Consider the following 15833-nt stretch of genomic DNA (forward strand, 5'->3'; position numbering starts at 1 on the left):
TTATCTGGACAATTAATAAAATATAAGCGGGGTAATACTGCTTTTTCTCAGATACAGACATAGCGTAGATTAGCGAATAGAAAGATTTTGCACATCGTACTAAAAAGGTATATTTACCAGCATTCGTACTGTTTCTTGCGAATGTTGCGCTTTTTTCTTGCCGGAATACACTTGCAAATCCGCCCCCTTGTCCTCACCTTCGCAGTATGAGTCAACCTACGAAAAAACTATTTTTACTGGATGCAATGGCACTTATTTATCGTGCCCATTTTGCTTTTAGCAAGAATCCCCGCATCAATTCTAAAGGGATGAATACGGGAGCTGCTTTAGGCTTTACCAATGCGCTGGTAGAAGTGCTGAATAAGGAAAAACCCTCGCACATTGCGGTAGCATTTGATACCTCAGCTCCTACTTTCCGGCATAAACAGTACGAAGCGTACAAAGCTCATCGGGAGGCCCAACCGGAAGACATTCAGGTGGCGATTCCAATTGTGAAAGATATCATCCGCGCGTTTAATATTCCGGTGCTGGAGCTAGATGGGTTCGAGGCCGATGATATTATCGGCACGTTTGCCAAGCAAGCCGCTCGGCGGGAATTTACCGTTTATATGATGACCCCCGACAAAGATTTTGCCCAACTTGTGGAAGATTGCATCTTCTTGTATAAACCTGCCTACATGGGCAATAGCGTAGATATACTGGGTATTCCCGAGGTGCTTAAAAAATTTGATATTCAGCAGGTAGATCAGGTACGCGATATGCTGGGCCTGCAAGGCGATGCTTCAGATAACATTCCGGGCATACCGGGAGTAGGGCCAAAAACAGCGTCTAAGCTACTGAAAGAATATGGTTCGGTAGAAGGAGTTATTGCCAATGCCGAACAGCTCAAGGGAAAGCAACGGGAACGAGTAATTGAGTTCAGCGAGCAAGGATTACTTTCTAAAGAGTTGGCAACCATCAAAATTGATGTGCCCCTGCCGTTTGAAGAAGAAAATTTGAAACTGGATAATCCAAATGAACCAGCTTTACGGAAATTATTTGAGGAGCTGGAGTTTCGTACCCTCGCTCGGCGGGTACTGGATAAGCACCCCAACTTACAGCCTACGCAGGGCGGCTTGTTTGATACCGAAGAGTTGGCTCCCGATCATAATCAGCTTCCCTTTGTCTTTGAAGATTCTATTAAAAGTACTGAGCACAACTACCAATTGGTAGATACTGCTGAGAAGCGAGCCGGCCTAATTACGAAGCTTGCTAAACAGTCAGCCATCTGCTTTGATACCGAGACTGATAGTTTAGACGCGATGGAAACGCAGTTAGTAGGGTTAGCGTTCGCGTGCAAAACCGGGGAAGCTTACTACGTTCCGGTTTCCGAAAAAAAGGATGAAGCCCAACAAGTGGTAGACGAGTTCAAACCCTTATTGAGCAATGAGCAAATTCTTAAAATTGGGCAAAACCTAAAATTTGATATTCTGGTGCTTAAAAAGTACGGGGTAGAAGTGGCTGGAGCAATGTTCGATACCATGATTGCCCACTACCTGATTGATCCGGAAACCAGCCACTCAATGGACGTGATGGCGGAGAATTACCTAAATTATAAGCCAGTTTCTATTGAGAGCCTCATTGGTAAGAAGGGTAAAAACCAGGGAAGTATGCGGGATATTCCGGTGGAGGAAGTAACGGAGTACGCCGGAGAGGATGCCGATATTACCCTACAGCTGAAAGAAGTTTTTGAAAAAAAACTGGGCGAAGACGAAAAGCTACTGAAGCTATTTAACCGGATGGAAATGCCTTTGGTACCTGTACTAGCTTCTATGGAATACGAAGGAGTAAAAGTAGAACCTGCTGTGTTAGAAGAACTTTCAGGCGAATTGGCGCGAGATATTGGGCGGATTGAACAGGAAATTTACGAAGTAGCTGGGGCAGAATTTAATATCGGATCGCCTAAGCAGTTAGGAGAAGTACTCTTCGATCGCCTAAAACTGCTGGAAAAACCCAAACGTACCAAATCGGGACAGTACGCTACCGGAGAAGCGATTCTTTCGGATTTGGCTACCGAGCATGATATTGCCCGACGCATTCTGGATTACCGCGAGCTTGTCAAACTCAAAAACACCTACATTGATGCCCTGCCCAAGCTTATTAGCCCGCGGGATAATCGCATTCACACCTCCTACAATCAGGCAGTTACGGCTACCGGGCGGCTGAGTTCTACCAATCCTAATCTTCAAAACATCCCCATTCGTACCGAAAAAGGGCAACTTATCCGCAAAGCGTTTGTACCGCGTGGCGATGATTTTATATTACTTGCTGCCGATTACTCGCAGGTGGAGTTGCGGATTATGGCTTCCTTCGCGCAGGATGAAACGATGATTAGTGCTTTCCAAAACGGGCAGGATATTCACGCGGCTACCGCCAGTAAAATATTTGAAGTTCCGCTGGATGAAGTAACTCCTGATATGCGCCGTAAAGCGAAAACCGCCAACTTTGGCATTATCTACGGCGTCTCTGCCTTTGGTTTGGCTCAACGACTAAGCATTCCTCGCTCCGAAGCATCCGACATTATCAAAGCCTACTTTGAACAATTTCCCAGTGTGCGGGGCTACATGGATCGGGTGATTCAGCAGGCCCGGGAGGCAGAATACGTAGAAACAATATTGGGCCGTAAGCGCTATCTGAACGATATAAATTCTCGCAATCCTACCCTACGAGGCTACAGCGAACGCAACGCTATTAATGCCCCCATTCAAGGAACAGCGGCCGATATGATAAAAATTGCGATGGTGGATATTGCCGCGTGGATGCGACAAGAAAAACTAAAATCCCGCATGATTCTGCAAGTACACGATGAACTAGTGTTTGACGCCCACCGCGACGAACAGGAAAAGCTAAAAGAGAAAGTCTGCGAATTAATGATTAACGCCTTACCTCTCGATGTTCCGATGGAAGTAGGCACTGGTCTCGGTGAAAATTGGTTGCAAGCACATTAAAAACGGAGGAATGACAATGAGTAATTAGCAGTGTGCAATTTGCAATGAAATAGGAGATCAAGAACCAGAAACCACTACGCAGAATGCCGGAACGGTAGAAGGTGAAAAAGAGAAGTAAATTGCTCATTGTTCACTGTACACTGTTCATTGTTGTTCGGTCTCCGTCTAAAGGTTTTCAGTAATAAACGCAGTAATCATTGTGAACAGGTGCAGGCGAGTGTTTCCGCCGTAGATGCCGTGGTTGCGATTGGGGTAGTAAAATGAATCAAAAGATTTTCCGGCTGCAATTAGCGCATTCTGCATTTCTACCGCATTCTGAAAGTGAACGTTATCATCGCCTGTACCGTGAATCAGTAGTAGATCAGCTTCCAGCTTCTCGGCGTGCGTAAGCGGCGAGTACTCATCGTAGCCTTTCGGGTTAAGCTGCGGCGTTTGTAAATAGCGTTCGGTATAAATAGTATCGTACAGCCGCCAGTTGGTAACCGGAGCCACCGATACGCCCAACGAAAACACATCACTACCCAGTAGCGTGCTTAGCAACGTCATGTAGCCCCCGTAGCTCCAACCCCAAATACCAATCCGTTCGGCATCTATGTAAGGCAATTTACCGAAATAGCGGGCACTGGCAATCTGATCCGCTACTTCGTACTTTCCCAGATTATTGTAGGTAACTGTCCGAAAATCTCTTCCTCTCGCTCCGGTGCCCCGATTATCGACACAGGCTACCAAATATCCTTTTTGAGCTAAATAATGAAACCAAGGCTCGTGCCCTGCCAGCCAGCTATCGCGTACTAACTGAGAGCCTGGCCCTCCGTATACGAACATCAGCAGCGGATAGGTTTTTGTAGAGTCAAAATCCGCGGGCTTAATAACGTAAGCGTTTAACTTTAGCGTATCGTCTACCGGAACCTGGATGTATTCTTTGGCACCCATTCGGTAAGAGGCCACCGCCTTTTTCAACTTAGCATTATCTTCTAGCACTTTTACCAACTTACCGCTGGGAGCTTGGTGTAAACCGACTACTAGGGGCTGATCTGACGAAGAGTAGCGATCAATGTAATAGGTAAAATCAGGGTTCAGTGTAATGCTGTGCGTACCTGGCAGTTCGGTCAACCGCTTTTTTCGCTTACCATCCATCCGAACGGTGTACAAGTGCCGCTCCAGGGGTGAGACTTCGGTAGAGGTGTAGTAAATAAGCTTCTTATCTTCGTCTACCCCTAAAAACTCACTCACCTCCCAATTTCCCTGTGTAATCTGACGAACCAGTGAGCCATCTACGGTGTGCAGATAAATATGCTTGAAACCGTCTTGTTCGCTGGTCCGTACAAACTGCTCCCCATTTTTTAGATAGATAAGCTGATCGTTAAAGTCTAAGTCTACGTAAGTGTTACTTTCCTCGGTAAGCACTACCGTTGCTTTTCCGGTTGTGGCATTGGCGTGAATAATTTCCAACTGGTTTTGCAATCGGTTCATCCGAATGATTGACAGCTGATTGTTATCGGTTGTCCACTGCATACGCGGTACGTAAATATCCGTCTCTTCTCCCAAATCTACCGAAACAGTTTGCTGATCCTCTAATTGATAAATAGAAACGTTAACCTTAGAATTGGTTTCTCCCGCCTTTGGGTATTTGAAACGATAATCCTCCGGGTACAAGCCATTCCATACTTGCATGTTATATTCTGGCACAGTAGCCTCATTGAACGATGCGTAGGCAATTTTATCTCCGGTAGGCGACCAAAAGAAGGCTTTAGTCACCGAAAACTCTTCTTCGTACACCCAATCAGTGCTACCGTGAATTAACTTGTTCTTTTCTCCGTCAGAGGTTACTTGCGTTATGGAGCCGTCGCTGAGCGTTACATAAAATAGATTATTGTTCCGCACAAAAGCTACCTTACTGCCGTCGGGCGAGAAAGTGGCGTACGACTGTTTCCCACCATCGACCAGCGGACGAAATGAGCCATCGGTGCGATCGTAAACGTAGTAGTAGGCCTGGGAAGAGCGGCGATAGATTGGTGCTAGCTCAGTCGCTATCAGCACCTTGTTGCCGTTGGGGCTAAAGGAGTACTGCTGATACGATAATGCGTACGGCTCATCTTCGGGTATTAGATTACGCCCGTTCACGAGTGTATCTACGGCTTCGCCGGTAGTGATGTCGTACTGAATAATATGCTGGTAGTACTCACTCTCTTCCTGTACCTGCGAAGTATAGTACTGGCCATTATCCATCCAGTTAATTCCCTTCACATCAGCTTGAGAAAATAAGCTTTGACCGTATATAGCTTCCAGCGTAAGCGAATCGGTTTGCCCCCAACTACTGCTAGTATAAAGTAACAGAAGTGGAGATAAAATGGCTATAAAATTGGTTTTTTTACTGATTTCTCGTATTTCAATCATTTTCTTACACATCGGTAGTTTTGCTTTTAGCACTAACGGTCGTTCCGTTACTAGTGGTTCAAAGTTAAACAGTTTACTGGCATTGTAGTTATATAGAGTAAGCAATAGCAAATATCATTTTTTTACTAATGGATATTTATTTTTTAGCTGTTTTTTGCTGCGCCCTAAAATAACTTCTTGCCAAACCTCTTATTTCTTACAAATAGGGTAAGCAACTTTATCAATACGGTATAGTTTATGTACAGGTAATCGTAAATCTGATGGCATCTAAAAAGAAAACTTTTTCCGAACTGATTACCCAATCGGAGGTTCCGATACTGGTTGATTTTTACGCCGACTGGTGTGGTCCTTGCCAGGCACTGGCGCCCGTAGTTAGCGATACGGCCCGCGATTTTAAAGAAACACTGAAAGTGGTAAAAGTTGATGTAGACAAAAATCAGTCGGCTGCCATGAAGTACAACATTCAGGGAGTGCCCACCCTCATTTTGTTCCAGCGGGGAAAAATAGTGTGGCGCCAATCCGGCTTGATGACCAGAAGGGATCTGAAGACTTCCCTGCAAAAAGCAATAACTAATGATTGATGAATAATGATTAATGAACAATGAATATGTTATTAGTCATCATTCATTAATCATCCATCATTAAATATCAATTATTTCACTTAAACAAACTCAGACAATTATGAAGAAGGTTTTGTATTCATTTTTATGGCTATTCACCGTGGGTGGATTCTTATTTTTAACCAGTTGCGGTGACGATACGGAAGATCCTGCTGACAGCATATCTATTGCTCTTAATCCTAGTGACACATCAGCAGTCGTACCGGGAGATACAGTTACAATTGGAGTAACCGTTACTGGTTCTGATGAAGATGCAACTGTTGTATCTGATATGGGTGGCGATTTTTTGCCTGATAACATAGTTGCTTCAGGAGAAGATGTTCAGTTCGTAGTACCTGAATCTGCTGGAGGTGACATGATTACCCTTACTTTTAGTGTGACTGATGGTAATGCTCAGCAGAGCGAACAACTGTCTTTTAGCGTTGGCTTTGAAACTGTGGTAGGAGTTGCTTCTAGTAGCACCGATTTTAGTATTCTGGTACAAGCACTTACTCAGGCTAATCTAGTGACAACTTTACAAGGTGATGGTCCATTCACGGTCTTTGCCCCTACTAATGCAGCGTTTGAGGCTCTAACAGCTGATTTGGGAATTACGACTAACGACCTGCTTGCACGCGATGATCTTGCTGATATTCTTCAATATCATGTTGTATCTGGAAGAGTACTGAGCACTGATTTACAACCTGGGCCAGTAGTTACCCTAGAAGGAAGCAATGCATTCATTACTACTGATGGTGGTGCCCAAGTGAATGGAGCTACTATCGACCCTGCCGATTTGGTTGCTGGCAATGGAGTAGTTCATGTAGTTGACCAAGTGCTATTACCTCAAAGTTCTATTATTACTTCTACTGCTGTGCTTTTAGGTGGCCAGCTCAACTCAACATTGGGTAGTTTCTACAATGTATTAGATGATACCGTATATACTTCCGCAGCAGCACAAATGAACGGAAACGATGTAGATCTACTATATTGGTTTACTGAGGCTAGTGGCTCTATCATCGGAGCACCTGATAACCAATTTGCGAATGATGCCTTTGAAAACACAGACTTCACGACCATTCAGAACTCTACTCGTTTTAGAACAACTACTGTGACAGCCGCTCAATTTGATGGTGCTATGAGCCAAAGTGCATTGGAAGACCTTATCGGCGGTGACTTTGATGGTAGTGAAGAAAGTCGCCTAACTAGTCTTACTGAAGGAGATGTATTTTCTTTTATGCTAGATGCAGAGCGAGGTGGTAATGAAGGATTAGCGAAAGTAGTCGAGATTAGCGGACAGGTTGGTAACGAGCGTCAAATTACACTAGACATAAAAACTATTCGCTAAAATTCAAATAGCATTAGAATAATCAGGCGCAAAGGCTTCGGCTTTTGCGCTTTTTATTTTTTGCCTTTACACATTTCCCGTAAAAAAGCGACTTCCTCTTTTAGCTCTTTAATCCGGGCTTCGTATTGCGCTTTCATCTGCTCAAAAGAATCTTTCATAATCATAATGTTTCCTCCATGGTTATTGAAAGTGCTATTAAATACCTGATTTTCGTCAAAATTAAGAATATCGCCGGGGGCTACTTCTAGTACTTTAGCAATTTTCTCTAGCCGATCTACCGTCATTTCTTTGGTATCTCCCCGCTCTATTTTGCTGTAGTTGGTCTGGGTCATGTTCAATTGCGACGCCATATAATCCTGAGAGAAACCCTTCACCTCCCGGATTTTTCTAATTTTCTCACTTACATGCATTAGCAGTGTTTTTTCCATAAAGAAATCAGGCTGAGTCATATTTTAAAACTTTCGAAAGTGGTAAAGTACGACTTTTTGCCATTTTTAAGAAAACAGGCACTTCCTAATTGGTAATAAGTTACCAAAGCATATTTTCTGATTTGCCACCGTAACTGCATAGGTTTAATAAAAATTATCATACCACTTAAACCTATTCAATTATGAAAAAGAATTGGACAATTTTAGTTTTTAAGGCTTTTAGCGTGTTGGCTATGGTATCACTGCTTTTTGCTTGTCAGGAAGATGAGGAAGTCGCTACACTACCCGAAAAGGGTTCTCTAGAGAAACCAAAGAACTATACCTTCATATATGATGGTGTTGAGTACAGTGCTCCAACTTTAGGTGATATGCTTCTCATGAGTGATCGTGAGTATGTCTTGAAGCCAAACTTTGTGATTTACGCAAGCCAAGAAAGTGGGGATACCTATCATGTGTATAATTCTTTAGAAGAGTGCAAGAAAAATCATAAAAGTAAAGCAATACCTCAGGTGAACAGTAAGGCTCAGGGTACTCGTGTAGGTAGTATATCCATGATTTTATATTTAAACAAGAATACTCAAAACGGAAATCCTGACCGTCATACTCAAAGATATCATATATACCGTGATTGTGATCAGGGAGAAGAACCTTGTATAAGTACAATCAACAATTTAGGTAGATTTGATAATGCTGTATCAAGTTTAACATACTGTAACTTTAATTCGCCCGATAAATTAGGCGCTAGTATAGTCTTGCGGGATATTCCTAGTTTACCTAGGACTGCTCCTAGCCTTTGGCTTTACGTTCCCGCGGGTGATTGCGGCGGTTATGATGATTTAAGTATATTCACTATTCATCCCAGCATTTGGGCAGGATACTCAGGAAATTTTGATAATAGAATAAGTGGAGTATGGATATCATTCCCGGATTTATAAGAACCCGATCAATAATAAGTATAATAAATACGTCATCGCGAACGAATGTGAAGCAATCTCACGCTATGAAAGACCGCTTCGCAGAGCCTCGCGGTGACGTTTTAGGAGTGATACTTTATATATTTGTAAGCGCAGGGGTTTCAGCTCTTGCGCTTCTTTTATTTTTTGCCTTCTGGGTGTTGCTTGTGCCCCCTCTGTCATCCCGAAGGAATCTTGCCGGTTATATCTGATTGAGACCGCTTCGCAGAGCCTCGCGGTGACGTCTTAGGAGTTATACTTTATAATTTGCAAGCGCAGGGGTTTTGGCTCTTGCGCTTCTTTCTTGATGTAAACTTATCTTTTGGGACTGCTTTTCGTTAGAAAGAAGTATATTTATAACTTTATCGTTCTAGCGATAACACTCTTTATTTTTAGAAGGAAAATAGCATGGAGAAGACCACTTTACGAGAAGAATTGCATCAGTATATTGATCAAGCCGATGAGCGTATCCTAAAGCTTATTTACGGCATGATGCAGGCCGATCAGCCGATTGAAGTACCCAAATTTCACCAGGATATTATCCAAGAACGACTAACTAAGCATCAGGCTAATCCGAAAGATGTGCTTAGCTGGCAACAGGTACGTGACCATGTTCAGCAGCGTGGATGAGTAGGTACACACTTGTCTTCCACCCTGAGGCATTGCAGGATATTTCGGCAGCAATGGATTGGTACGATGAACAATAAATAGGATTGGCTGATCGGTTTTATGCTCAATTAGATGATAAACTACAGCAAATACTTACCCATCCGTACCTATACGCAGTTCGCTATTCCGAAGTACGCTGCGTTCAATTAGAGAGGTTTCCCTATTTAGTACATTATTACGTAGAAGTAGAAGAGCAGCAGATTACGGTTCTGGGTGTTATTCACACTAGCCGTGACCCTCTCGAAGGAACTGAAAGGCTATAAATTCTTCATGCTGGGTTATTCTTTCTTACAAAATCAATAGATGACTAGGTCTGGGTTCTAGTGCTTTTTTTGTTTGCCAAGGATATATTGTAGTTACTTCGGTAATCTCCAGTTTTCCATAGTAAGACCAGGGATGCGGGAGAATTCTTTCTCGTTGGAAGTAATTAATATCAGTTTGTTCACCAACGCAGTAGTGGCAATCAGCAGATCATAAGTGCCGAGACACAATTAGTTTAAAATGGTTAGCTTTGCTATCAAAAGTCAATAGATGGGTAAGATACGCAAAATAGAGTTAAGTGAACAAGAACGAACAGTCTTGTTAGCGGGCTACCACCAGGGGAGGTCGTCGGCTTTTCGTCAACGTTGCCATATGATCTTGCTGAAAAGTGAAGGACGCACGTCTCAGGATGTAGCCGCCATTTTAGGCAGTAATTTGGTATCGGTCAATAACTGGTTGACCCGGTATGAACAAGAAGGTATTGCCGGACTGAGCACCCGCCCTGGCCGAGGTCGTAAGCCTATTTTAGACCTACTCAATGATAAAGCGAAGGTGCGCGAGATAGTACAACAAGAACGCCAGCGACTCAAGCGGGCTAAGCTGATCCTGGAAGAAGAACTTGACAAACAGCCACCGTGGCGCGGTTCAGTGAAAAAACGCTCAAACGTTTTTTAAAAGAGTTGGCGCAAGCTGGAATCGGGTTCGCAAAAGACCAAAAGAAAAGCCGGATGCGGCCTTGTATGAAGTAAGAAGACAAGCCGTAGCGATGATAGATGCGCAGTACCGTGCCGGGCATATTGACTTATACTACGGGGACGAAACCCGCATTTCTACCGAAGGGTATGTGCCTTATGCTTGGCAATTCGCTGACGAAGAAGTAGCCATTGAAGTGAGGCGCGGGGCGGCCATTAATGTGCTTGGCCTGCTCAGTAGAGGCAATCAACTAATCTATCGGACTACCCCCGACAACATCAATGCTGATTTTGTGATTGAACAGTTGGAAAGCTTGTCTTGGCATATCATCAGGCCTACCGTAGTGGTACTGGACAATGCCAGTGTACATAAGGCACGAAAGTTAGCCCAATGTATTGACCGTTGGCAACAACGCGGGCTATTCTTATGCTACTTGCCCCCGTATAGCCCTCATTTAAACATCATTGAACGCTTTTGGAAAGAACTCAAAGAAGGTTGTATCCGACCAGAAGACTACCAATCAGCTGATACAATCTTCTATGCCGTAGACCGGGCACTGGCCGCTACCGGCCAGCAGGTCAAAATTAACTTCGCAGATTATCAATATAGTTATAACTAATTTAGGTCAGGTACTTAAGCACCAATGGGTTGCCCCTTCTTTTGTAGGTTAGCCCGGATACGGGCAGCTACCATAGCTTCATTTTCCGTAAAAGGTAGTATTTCGACATCATTCAAGAACCCCAGAACTGCCTCTCGGGTAGTTTTTTTCATTTGAGGATTTCTGAACAAGCCGTATCGGAGTTCATGAGCGGTAATGCATGATATTTTCACCTCAGATGGCGATAATGCTTTTATGTGATCCAGGGTATTGGCATCCCTCTTGGCCAAATCACCTACTGCGCAGGCGTCTAACAAATAAAGCATTTTAAAAAATATCGTCCCGAGGACTCTTCAGCTCAGAACGGTAGGATTCAAAACGATCTAGCGTAGGTTCATCAACTAATTTATCTATCCAAGTGCCCCAGGAGGATTTCTGTTCTCGTTGCAAAAGCTGCTCAATTGCCCGACGAATAGCTGCATTTTTACTGATTCCTTTATTCTTAGCATAAGAATCAATTTGAATCTTTAATGCTTCCGGTAAATAAATTGATATATTCATGATATAACATGTTATAATAACTACGATAGGATAAAAGAAATGTTGTAGAAGTTATGCAAGCATTGTTTAAGCTCAGAGGGTTTCGGCTCTTGCACTTTTTTATTTACTGAATATGCAGGCAATCCTTTTGGTGCTGCTTTTCGTTACTATGGTATAGTCAAGGCCAAAAAAATCAGTATATTCATCAGCAATCATTATAATTACCATCATGGATGTTGCCACTAAATACCGAATCGTTGAGAAAATTATCAATACGGAAGATGAAGGTTTACTGAAAGAAATTGATGCATTACTAAATCTATCTGATGCTGATTTTTGGGATGATCTTTCTGCCTCAACAAAAGCCTCTATTCAGCGAGGGTTAGAGGATGCCCAACAGGGCAGAACCCGACCCCACCAAGAAGTGATGAATGAGATTAAGACTCGCTTCTCAAAATAAGATCGAGATGGCCTATACCGTTATTTGGTCAGTAGAAGCTGAAACTACCTACGCTAACTTGCTAAATTTTTTGGAGGAACGTTGGTCAGACAGACAAATCAACCGCTTCATAGAAAGGAGTGAGGAAGTTATCCGTTTCATTGGAAATAATCCTCTTATGTACCCTTGCTCTAAAACACGGGAAATACATCGCGCCGTGATTAGCAAGCAAACTAGTTTATACTACTACATTACGGGAGAGGTAGTCGTACTACTAAGTTTTGAAGACAATCGGCAGAATCCCAAAAGGTCAAAATACTAGTGTTGCCAGTTGCTTTGCTTTACCCTTCAACTTACAAAAGCGCAAGGGTTTCGGCTCTTGTGCTCTTTTGTTGATGGAAACTAATCTTTTTGGGACTGCTTTTCGTTAGAAAAAGGTATATCGAATAAATTATAAGCTCAGAAGAGCTACTTTTTGTCAAAAGTATATAATTATGGGAAATGCTGAGCTAAAACTAAATATATTCAGGATAGTAGATCAGCTCTCGGAGCGGGAGCTACAAAAGCTCTATGGTATGGTTAGCGACTTAGTGAGCAATGATACCACTCCTTCAAGCCTCCCATGGGATCATTTGTCAGGAGGTGAGCGCACCGCGATAGAAAAGGGATTATCACAACTTGAACAGGGGCAAGGTATACCTCATCAGGAAGTGATGAATAACTTTAGAAAAAAGTATAGTGGATGAACCGGGAAATTGTCTGGTCACCGCTGGCGCAGCAAGACGTTGAGCAACAGCTTGACTACTTGACCCGAGAGTGGAGGATGCAGGTGGGAATTGACTTGCTAGAACGGATAGATGAAGTGTTAGCTGCCATCACCAGTGATCCTACTACCTACTATCAGGTAGATGCCTCTCGTCAGATTCATAAGTTTATGGTCAATAAGTATACGGTGCTTTACTATCAAGTAACCACTGAGGCTATTCGCCTGATTACCTTTTGGGATGGCCGCCAAGATGAAAAGAAGCTTACCGAGCGATTGAAAAATAGCTAGCAGATCGTCAACTCGTATAGCAATCTGATTTCTTTAATTATAGGAGCGCAGTAGTTTCGGCTCTTGCGCTTTTTTTGTTTGTAGGCGTAGGGCCACATCCTTTTGGTGCTGCTTTTCGTTGGAAAAAGGTATATTCGTTCGCAAATGAATTATCCTATGACCAGAATTACGATAGATATATCGCGAATAGAAGATCAGCGATTAATAGAAGAACTATTGGCGCGCTTGGGTATACCCAGTCGGGTAGAGCAAGTGCCTGCCAACGGTCAGCAAGTAGTAGCTATCATGCAAGAAATTGCTGAGAGCCGAAGCGCAAATAAAGTAGAAGCCCCCATAGACTGGCAACGGGAAATACGCCAAGACCGCCCCCTACCTTTCCGAAATTAGATGGTGCTAGTTGATAGTAATATCATTATCTACGGTATCCACCCTGACTATCAATCGGTGCGGGATTATCTAGCTCAGCAGGAAATTGCTGTATCCGATATTACCTTCATCGAGGTTTTAGGGTTTCACGCCTTAACGGAAAAAGACGAAAAAAAGCTAAAACAACTATTTTCAGTATGCCACCGATACGGCTTGGATGCTAAAGTTATTGAACAAGCTATCAACCTGCGCCAACAGAAGAAAATATCACTGGGCGATACTATTATTGCTGCCACTGCCCTAGAGCATGAACTGCTGTTGGTCACCGCCAACGAAGAAGATTTTGATTGGATTGCTGACCTCAAAATTCATAACCCTGTGACTTCATAAAATACACAAGCGCAGGAGTTTCGGCTCTTGCGCGTGCTGTTTCACAGAATTACTTCTTCTGATCCTAGTATTGGAATTTGGCTGGCTTTGAAATCTTTTTTGTTTCGGGTGATAATGGCATCTACTTCTCCCTGTCGTAGTGCACAAAAATATTGAGCACCATCTTCAAAGTCCTTAAATTTGGAAGTGATCGCTGCTAATAAATCTTCCTTATAAATAGGTTGGATATTGATGTATTGAAGTAACCTTCCGATTTTTTCCTTGGCATCATCCCTACCGACCTCCTTTTCTAAAATATAATAAGCCGTTATTATCGAGTTGTCAGATGTCCATAGCTGCCATTGCTTTGTTCTCCCTTGGTTAAAAATTTGTAAGGCAAACTTTCCAAACGGCTTTCGGTTACCTAAAAAGTCTAGGATAATGTTGATATCTAGAAAATAGACCTTCATCGCCAGTGCTTTTCGGCTAGGATAGTACGAACAGTCTGTTTATCATCCGTGTCGGTAGGAAGATCAACCGAACCAAATAGCCCTTCAAACTCTTTAGGTACTTCTTCAATAGCCTCTTCTGAAGAGGTAATTCTTTCTAGATACGATTCCACCAGATCAGATAAACTTCGGTTGGTATGTTTTGCATACTGCTTTGCTTTTTCAATAATTGTCTTATCTAAAGTCAATGTTAACTTAGTAGGCATAACACGTGTATTTTTTTCAATAATACGTATTTGCTTCAACTTTGTTTTCTATTTACCTTTAGAACTAAAGGTGGGTTGGAGGTTCAAATACAGTTAATCTATTCTGTGCCTGCTTACATAAGGAACGATAACACAGTAAAGTATCTATCCTAAAACAGTTTGTCTGCTAGTAATTAAGTGAATAACTCAAGAGCATTCAGTAGTCAAGCTTTTTATATCCCCGAGTGAAATTCGGCGGTAGCTTAACACATTTTTTAAAGCAGGTAGAAAGATGAACTGACTATACTTCTACTATTCACGTGCAAACGTAGGCAGAAAAATATCCCTCAGTATGGCAAAAGGCAATTTATCCTCTTCAGAATTGTAAGCGCCACCGGTAAATACCGCTACCATGTCCATTTCAGGAATTACCATAATATACTGTCCGCCGTTTCCGGTAGCAACTTTAGCGATGGTAATATTGCCGTTTACCTTGAACGGAATATTCCACCACAGATAACCATAATCAATGCCGGTGATTTTGGTTTTAGGGGTGGTAGCTTCTTCAATCCACTGTGCAGATACTACTTGCTTGCCGTTCCACTGCCCTCGGTTAAGGATTAATTGCCCAATTTTGGCCATGTCGCGAGAAGTTAGGTACAAGCGTTTACCCGATGGGATTACATTTTTGTCAGATGTATGTCCCCACTGTACATTGTGAATGCCCAATGGCTCAAACAAGCATTTTTCCGCAAACTGGTCAATCGCTGTTCCTGAAGCCTGACTGATGATTTCGGCTGCCAGTACCACTCCCATTGAACAGTAATTAGAAACCGTTCCGGGATCATTCACCATTGGCAAGTTGAGGGTATACTGTAGCCAATCCTTCTTTTTATACACCCGGTCTTCCTGCCCCTTTGATTTCTTGTCCCAATCGTTACACTCCAGCCCCGTCGACATAGTTAAGAGGTGTTTGATGGTAATATCTTCCTTACGATCATCCAAGTTTTTAGTCGGGACGGGAGTTTTCAGGTACTTGAATATAGGATCGTTAACACTCTCAATAACCCCTTTATCAATGGCGATACCCATTAAAATTGCCCGAATACTTTTGGTGGTAGAGCGTAAGTCGTGCGGCTGATCTACTGAATTCCCACCAAAGTATTCCTCAAGAATAAGTCGCCCATCTTTCACTAACAGCACACTATGAATTTTATGCTCTTCGCGCTGCAACTGGCTGAATAGTTGGTATATCCGGGTGGTATCAATCTTTTGAGATTGTAGATCGCTGGTCATCCACCCATCTTCCAGTTTTTCAGGTTGCTGGTAAGTGTACGTATTTTGTCCGTAGCTGGCAGTATTGGCGAATACCGAAAAGAGTATAAAGGTTGCTATGTTTTTTATCATCAAACGATAACGCAGAGACCATCAAATCCAT

20 protein-coding genes and 1 pseudogene are annotated in these 15833 nt (G+C 42.9%); 14 read left to right on the top strand and 7 right to left on the bottom strand.

Annotation, left to right across the window (positions count from 1 at the left end):
- Window positions 1-206 precede the first annotated feature (206 nt).
- A complete protein-coding gene (gene polA, locus P0M28_RS16950) occupies window positions 207-2987 on the top strand; it encodes a DNA polymerase I (protein WP_302203726.1) in 2781 nt (926 codons plus the stop codon).
- A 165-nt stretch (window positions 2988-3152) separates the two neighbouring features.
- On the opposite strand, the gene P0M28_RS16955 is transcribed toward polA, so the two are convergent.
- The gene (locus P0M28_RS16955) at window positions 3153-5489 is read right to left on the bottom strand and encodes a S9 family peptidase (RefSeq protein ID WP_367281868.1); all 2337 of its coding nucleotides are present in this window, start codon (window positions 5487-5489) and stop codon (window positions 3153-3155) included.
- A gap of 155 nt (window positions 5490-5644) precedes the next feature.
- On the opposite strand from P0M28_RS16955, the gene trxA reads away from it, so the two are divergent.
- Both trxA and P0M28_RS16965 read left to right on the top strand, forming a co-directional pair.
- Window positions 5645-5965, top strand: coding sequence for a thioredoxin (gene trxA / locus P0M28_RS16960; RefSeq protein WP_302203727.1), 321 nt, complete (start codon window positions 5645-5647; stop codon window positions 5963-5965).
- A gap of 100 nt (window positions 5966-6065) precedes the next feature.
- Window positions 6066-7331, top strand: coding sequence for a fasciclin domain-containing protein (locus tag P0M28_RS16965; protein WP_302203728.1), 1266 nt, complete (start codon window positions 6066-6068; stop codon window positions 7329-7331).
- A gap of 53 nt (window positions 7332-7384) precedes the next feature.
- Here the strand turns inward: P0M28_RS16965 and P0M28_RS16970 are convergent, their stop codons facing one another.
- Window positions 7385-7780, bottom strand: coding sequence for a helix-turn-helix domain-containing protein (locus P0M28_RS16970; protein WP_302203729.1), 396 nt, complete (start codon window positions 7778-7780; stop codon window positions 7385-7387).
- A gap of 161 nt (window positions 7781-7941) precedes the next feature.
- Between P0M28_RS16970 and P0M28_RS16975 the strand changes: the two genes are divergently transcribed.
- The 5 genes and pseudogenes from P0M28_RS16975 to P0M28_RS16995 all read left to right on the top strand — a co-directional run.
- Entirely contained in the window at window positions 7942-8694 is a 753-nt protein-coding gene (locus tag P0M28_RS16975; RefSeq protein WP_302203730.1) for a hypothetical protein, read from the top strand.
- A 426-nt stretch (window positions 8695-9120) separates the two neighbouring features.
- Complete coding sequence (locus P0M28_RS16980) at window positions 9121-9342, top strand: hypothetical protein (protein WP_302203731.1); 222 nt, start codon at window positions 9121-9123, stop codon at window positions 9340-9342.
- Between the two features lie 83 nt (window positions 9343-9425).
- A complete protein-coding gene (locus P0M28_RS16985; protein ID WP_302203732.1) occupies window positions 9426-9644 on the top strand; it encodes a type II toxin-antitoxin system RelE/ParE family toxin in 219 nt (72 codons plus the stop codon).
- A 268-nt stretch (window positions 9645-9912) separates the two neighbouring features.
- Complete coding sequence (locus tag P0M28_RS16990; RefSeq protein WP_302203733.1) at window positions 9913-10317, top strand: helix-turn-helix domain-containing protein; 405 nt, start codon at window positions 9913-9915, stop codon at window positions 10315-10317.
- 46 nt (window positions 10318-10363) lie between these two features.
- Window positions 10364-10954 (top strand): annotated as a pseudogene (locus tag P0M28_RS16995) (IS630 family transposase); the annotation flags it as partial.
- 14 nt (window positions 10955-10968) lie between these two features.
- Here the strand turns inward: P0M28_RS16995 and P0M28_RS17000 are convergent.
- Both P0M28_RS17000 and P0M28_RS17005 read right to left on the bottom strand, forming a co-directional pair.
- The gene (locus P0M28_RS17000; protein ID WP_302203734.1) at window positions 10969-11250 is read right to left on the bottom strand and encodes a PIN domain-containing protein; all 282 of its coding nucleotides are present in this window, start codon (window positions 11248-11250) and stop codon (window positions 10969-10971) included.
- 10 nt (window positions 11251-11260) lie between these two features.
- The gene (locus tag P0M28_RS17005) at window positions 11261-11494 is read right to left on the bottom strand and encodes a ribbon-helix-helix domain-containing protein (RefSeq protein ID WP_302203735.1); all 234 of its coding nucleotides are present in this window, start codon (window positions 11492-11494) and stop codon (window positions 11261-11263) included.
- A gap of 208 nt (window positions 11495-11702) precedes the next feature.
- On the opposite strand from P0M28_RS17005, the gene P0M28_RS17010 reads away from it, so the two are divergent.
- The 6 genes from P0M28_RS17010 to P0M28_RS17035 all read left to right on the top strand — a co-directional run bounded on the left by P0M28_RS17010 (window position 11703) and on the right by P0M28_RS17035 (window position 13722).
- Complete coding sequence (locus P0M28_RS17010; protein WP_302203736.1) at window positions 11703-11933, top strand: hypothetical protein; 231 nt, start codon at window positions 11703-11705, stop codon at window positions 11931-11933.
- Entirely contained in the window at window positions 11905-12234 is a 330-nt protein-coding gene (locus tag P0M28_RS17015; protein ID WP_302203737.1) for a type II toxin-antitoxin system RelE/ParE family toxin, read from the top strand. The genes P0M28_RS17010 and P0M28_RS17015 overlap by 29 nt, the downstream gene beginning before the upstream one ends.
- 172 nt (window positions 12235-12406) lie before the next feature.
- On the top strand, window positions 12407-12658 hold the full coding sequence (locus P0M28_RS17020; RefSeq protein ID WP_302203738.1) for a hypothetical protein: 252 nt from the start codon (window positions 12407-12409) through the stop codon (window positions 12656-12658).
- Window positions 12655-12966 carry a type II toxin-antitoxin system RelE/ParE family toxin gene (locus tag P0M28_RS17025; RefSeq protein WP_302203739.1) on the top strand — a complete coding sequence of 104 codons (312 nt, stop codon included), beginning with the start codon at window positions 12655-12657 and terminating at the stop codon, window positions 12964-12966. Before P0M28_RS17020 ends, P0M28_RS17025 begins: the two co-directional genes overlap by 4 nt.
- Before the next feature lie 156 nt (window positions 12967-13122).
- A complete protein-coding gene (locus tag P0M28_RS17030) occupies window positions 13123-13353 on the top strand; it encodes a hypothetical protein (protein WP_302203740.1) in 231 nt (76 codons plus the stop codon).
- Entirely contained in the window at window positions 13354-13722 is a 369-nt protein-coding gene (locus P0M28_RS17035; RefSeq protein ID WP_302203741.1) for a type II toxin-antitoxin system VapC family toxin, read from the top strand.
- 41 nt (window positions 13723-13763) lie between these two features.
- Here the strand turns inward: P0M28_RS17035 and P0M28_RS17040 are convergent, their stop codons facing one another.
- The 3 genes from P0M28_RS17040 to P0M28_RS17050 all read right to left on the bottom strand — a co-directional run bounded on the left by P0M28_RS17040 (window position 13764) and on the right by P0M28_RS17050 (window position 15802).
- Window positions 13764-14171 (bottom strand): type II toxin-antitoxin system VapC family toxin, encoded by a 408-nt coding sequence (locus P0M28_RS17040; protein WP_302203742.1) that lies wholly within the window; start codon window positions 14169-14171, stop codon window positions 13764-13766.
- Window positions 14168-14416: a DUF6364 family protein gene (locus P0M28_RS17045; RefSeq protein ID WP_302203743.1), complete on the bottom strand. Its 249-nt coding sequence runs from the start codon at window positions 14414-14416 to the stop codon at window positions 14168-14170. The genes P0M28_RS17040 and P0M28_RS17045 overlap by 4 nt, the downstream gene beginning before the upstream one ends.
- A gap of 291 nt (window positions 14417-14707) precedes the next feature.
- Window positions 14708-15802 (bottom strand): serine hydrolase domain-containing protein, encoded by a 1095-nt coding sequence (locus P0M28_RS17050; RefSeq protein ID WP_302203744.1) that lies wholly within the window; start codon window positions 15800-15802, stop codon window positions 14708-14710.
- Window positions 15803-15833 lie beyond the last annotated feature (31 nt).

This window comes from Tunicatimonas pelagia (genome assembly GCF_030506325.1).
Lineage (GTDB): Bacteria > Bacteroidota > Bacteroidia > Cytophagales > Cyclobacteriaceae > Tunicatimonas > Tunicatimonas pelagia.

What these genes read in the sequence shown, in the direction of transcription:
- trxA (WP_302203727.1), top strand. Translation starts at nt 5,645, where the DNA reads ATGGCATCTAAAAAGAAAACTTTTTCCGAACTGATTACCCAATCGGAG.
- P0M28_RS16990 (WP_302203733.1), top strand. Translation starts at nt 9,913, where the DNA reads ATGGGTAAGATACGCAAAATAGAGTTAAGTGAACAAGAACGAACAGTC.
- P0M28_RS16975 (WP_302203730.1), top strand. Translation starts at nt 7,942, where the DNA reads ATGAAAAAGAATTGGACAATTTTAGTTTTTAAGGCTTTTAGCGTGTTG.
- P0M28_RS17045 (WP_302203743.1), bottom strand. Translation starts at nt 14,416, where the DNA reads ATGCCTACTAAGTTAACATTGACTTTAGATAAGACAATTATTGAAAAA.
- P0M28_RS16970 (WP_302203729.1), bottom strand. Translation starts at nt 7,780, where the DNA reads ATGACTCAGCCTGATTTCTTTATGGAAAAAACACTGCTAATGCATGTA.
- P0M28_RS17025 (WP_302203739.1), top strand. Translation starts at nt 12,655, where the DNA reads ATGAACCGGGAAATTGTCTGGTCACCGCTGGCGCAGCAAGACGTTGAG.
- P0M28_RS16965 (WP_302203728.1), top strand. Translation starts at nt 6,066, where the DNA reads ATGAAGAAGGTTTTGTATTCATTTTTATGGCTATTCACCGTGGGTGGA.
- P0M28_RS17035 (WP_302203741.1), top strand. Translation starts at nt 13,354, where the DNA reads ATGGTGCTAGTTGATAGTAATATCATTATCTACGGTATCCACCCTGAC.
- P0M28_RS17050 (WP_302203744.1), bottom strand. Translation starts at nt 15,802, where the DNA reads ATGATAAAAAACATAGCAACCTTTATACTCTTTTCGGTATTCGCCAAT.
- P0M28_RS16980 (WP_302203731.1), top strand. Translation starts at nt 9,121, where the DNA reads ATGGAGAAGACCACTTTACGAGAAGAATTGCATCAGTATATTGATCAA.
- P0M28_RS17005 (WP_302203735.1), bottom strand. Translation starts at nt 11,494, where the DNA reads ATGAATATATCAATTTATTTACCGGAAGCATTAAAGATTCAAATTGAT.
- P0M28_RS17020 (WP_302203738.1), top strand. Translation starts at nt 12,407, where the DNA reads ATGGGAAATGCTGAGCTAAAACTAAATATATTCAGGATAGTAGATCAG.
- polA (WP_302203726.1), top strand. Translation starts at nt 207, where the DNA reads ATGAGTCAACCTACGAAAAAACTATTTTTACTGGATGCAATGGCACTT.
- P0M28_RS17040 (WP_302203742.1), bottom strand. Translation starts at nt 14,171, where the DNA reads ATGAAGGTCTATTTTCTAGATATCAACATTATCCTAGACTTTTTAGGT.
- P0M28_RS17015 (WP_302203737.1), top strand. Translation starts at nt 11,905, where the DNA reads ATGAGATTAAGACTCGCTTCTCAAAATAAGATCGAGATGGCCTATACC.
- P0M28_RS17010 (WP_302203736.1), top strand. Translation starts at nt 11,703, where the DNA reads ATGGATGTTGCCACTAAATACCGAATCGTTGAGAAAATTATCAATACG.
- P0M28_RS17030 (WP_302203740.1), top strand. Translation starts at nt 13,123, where the DNA reads ATGACCAGAATTACGATAGATATATCGCGAATAGAAGATCAGCGATTA.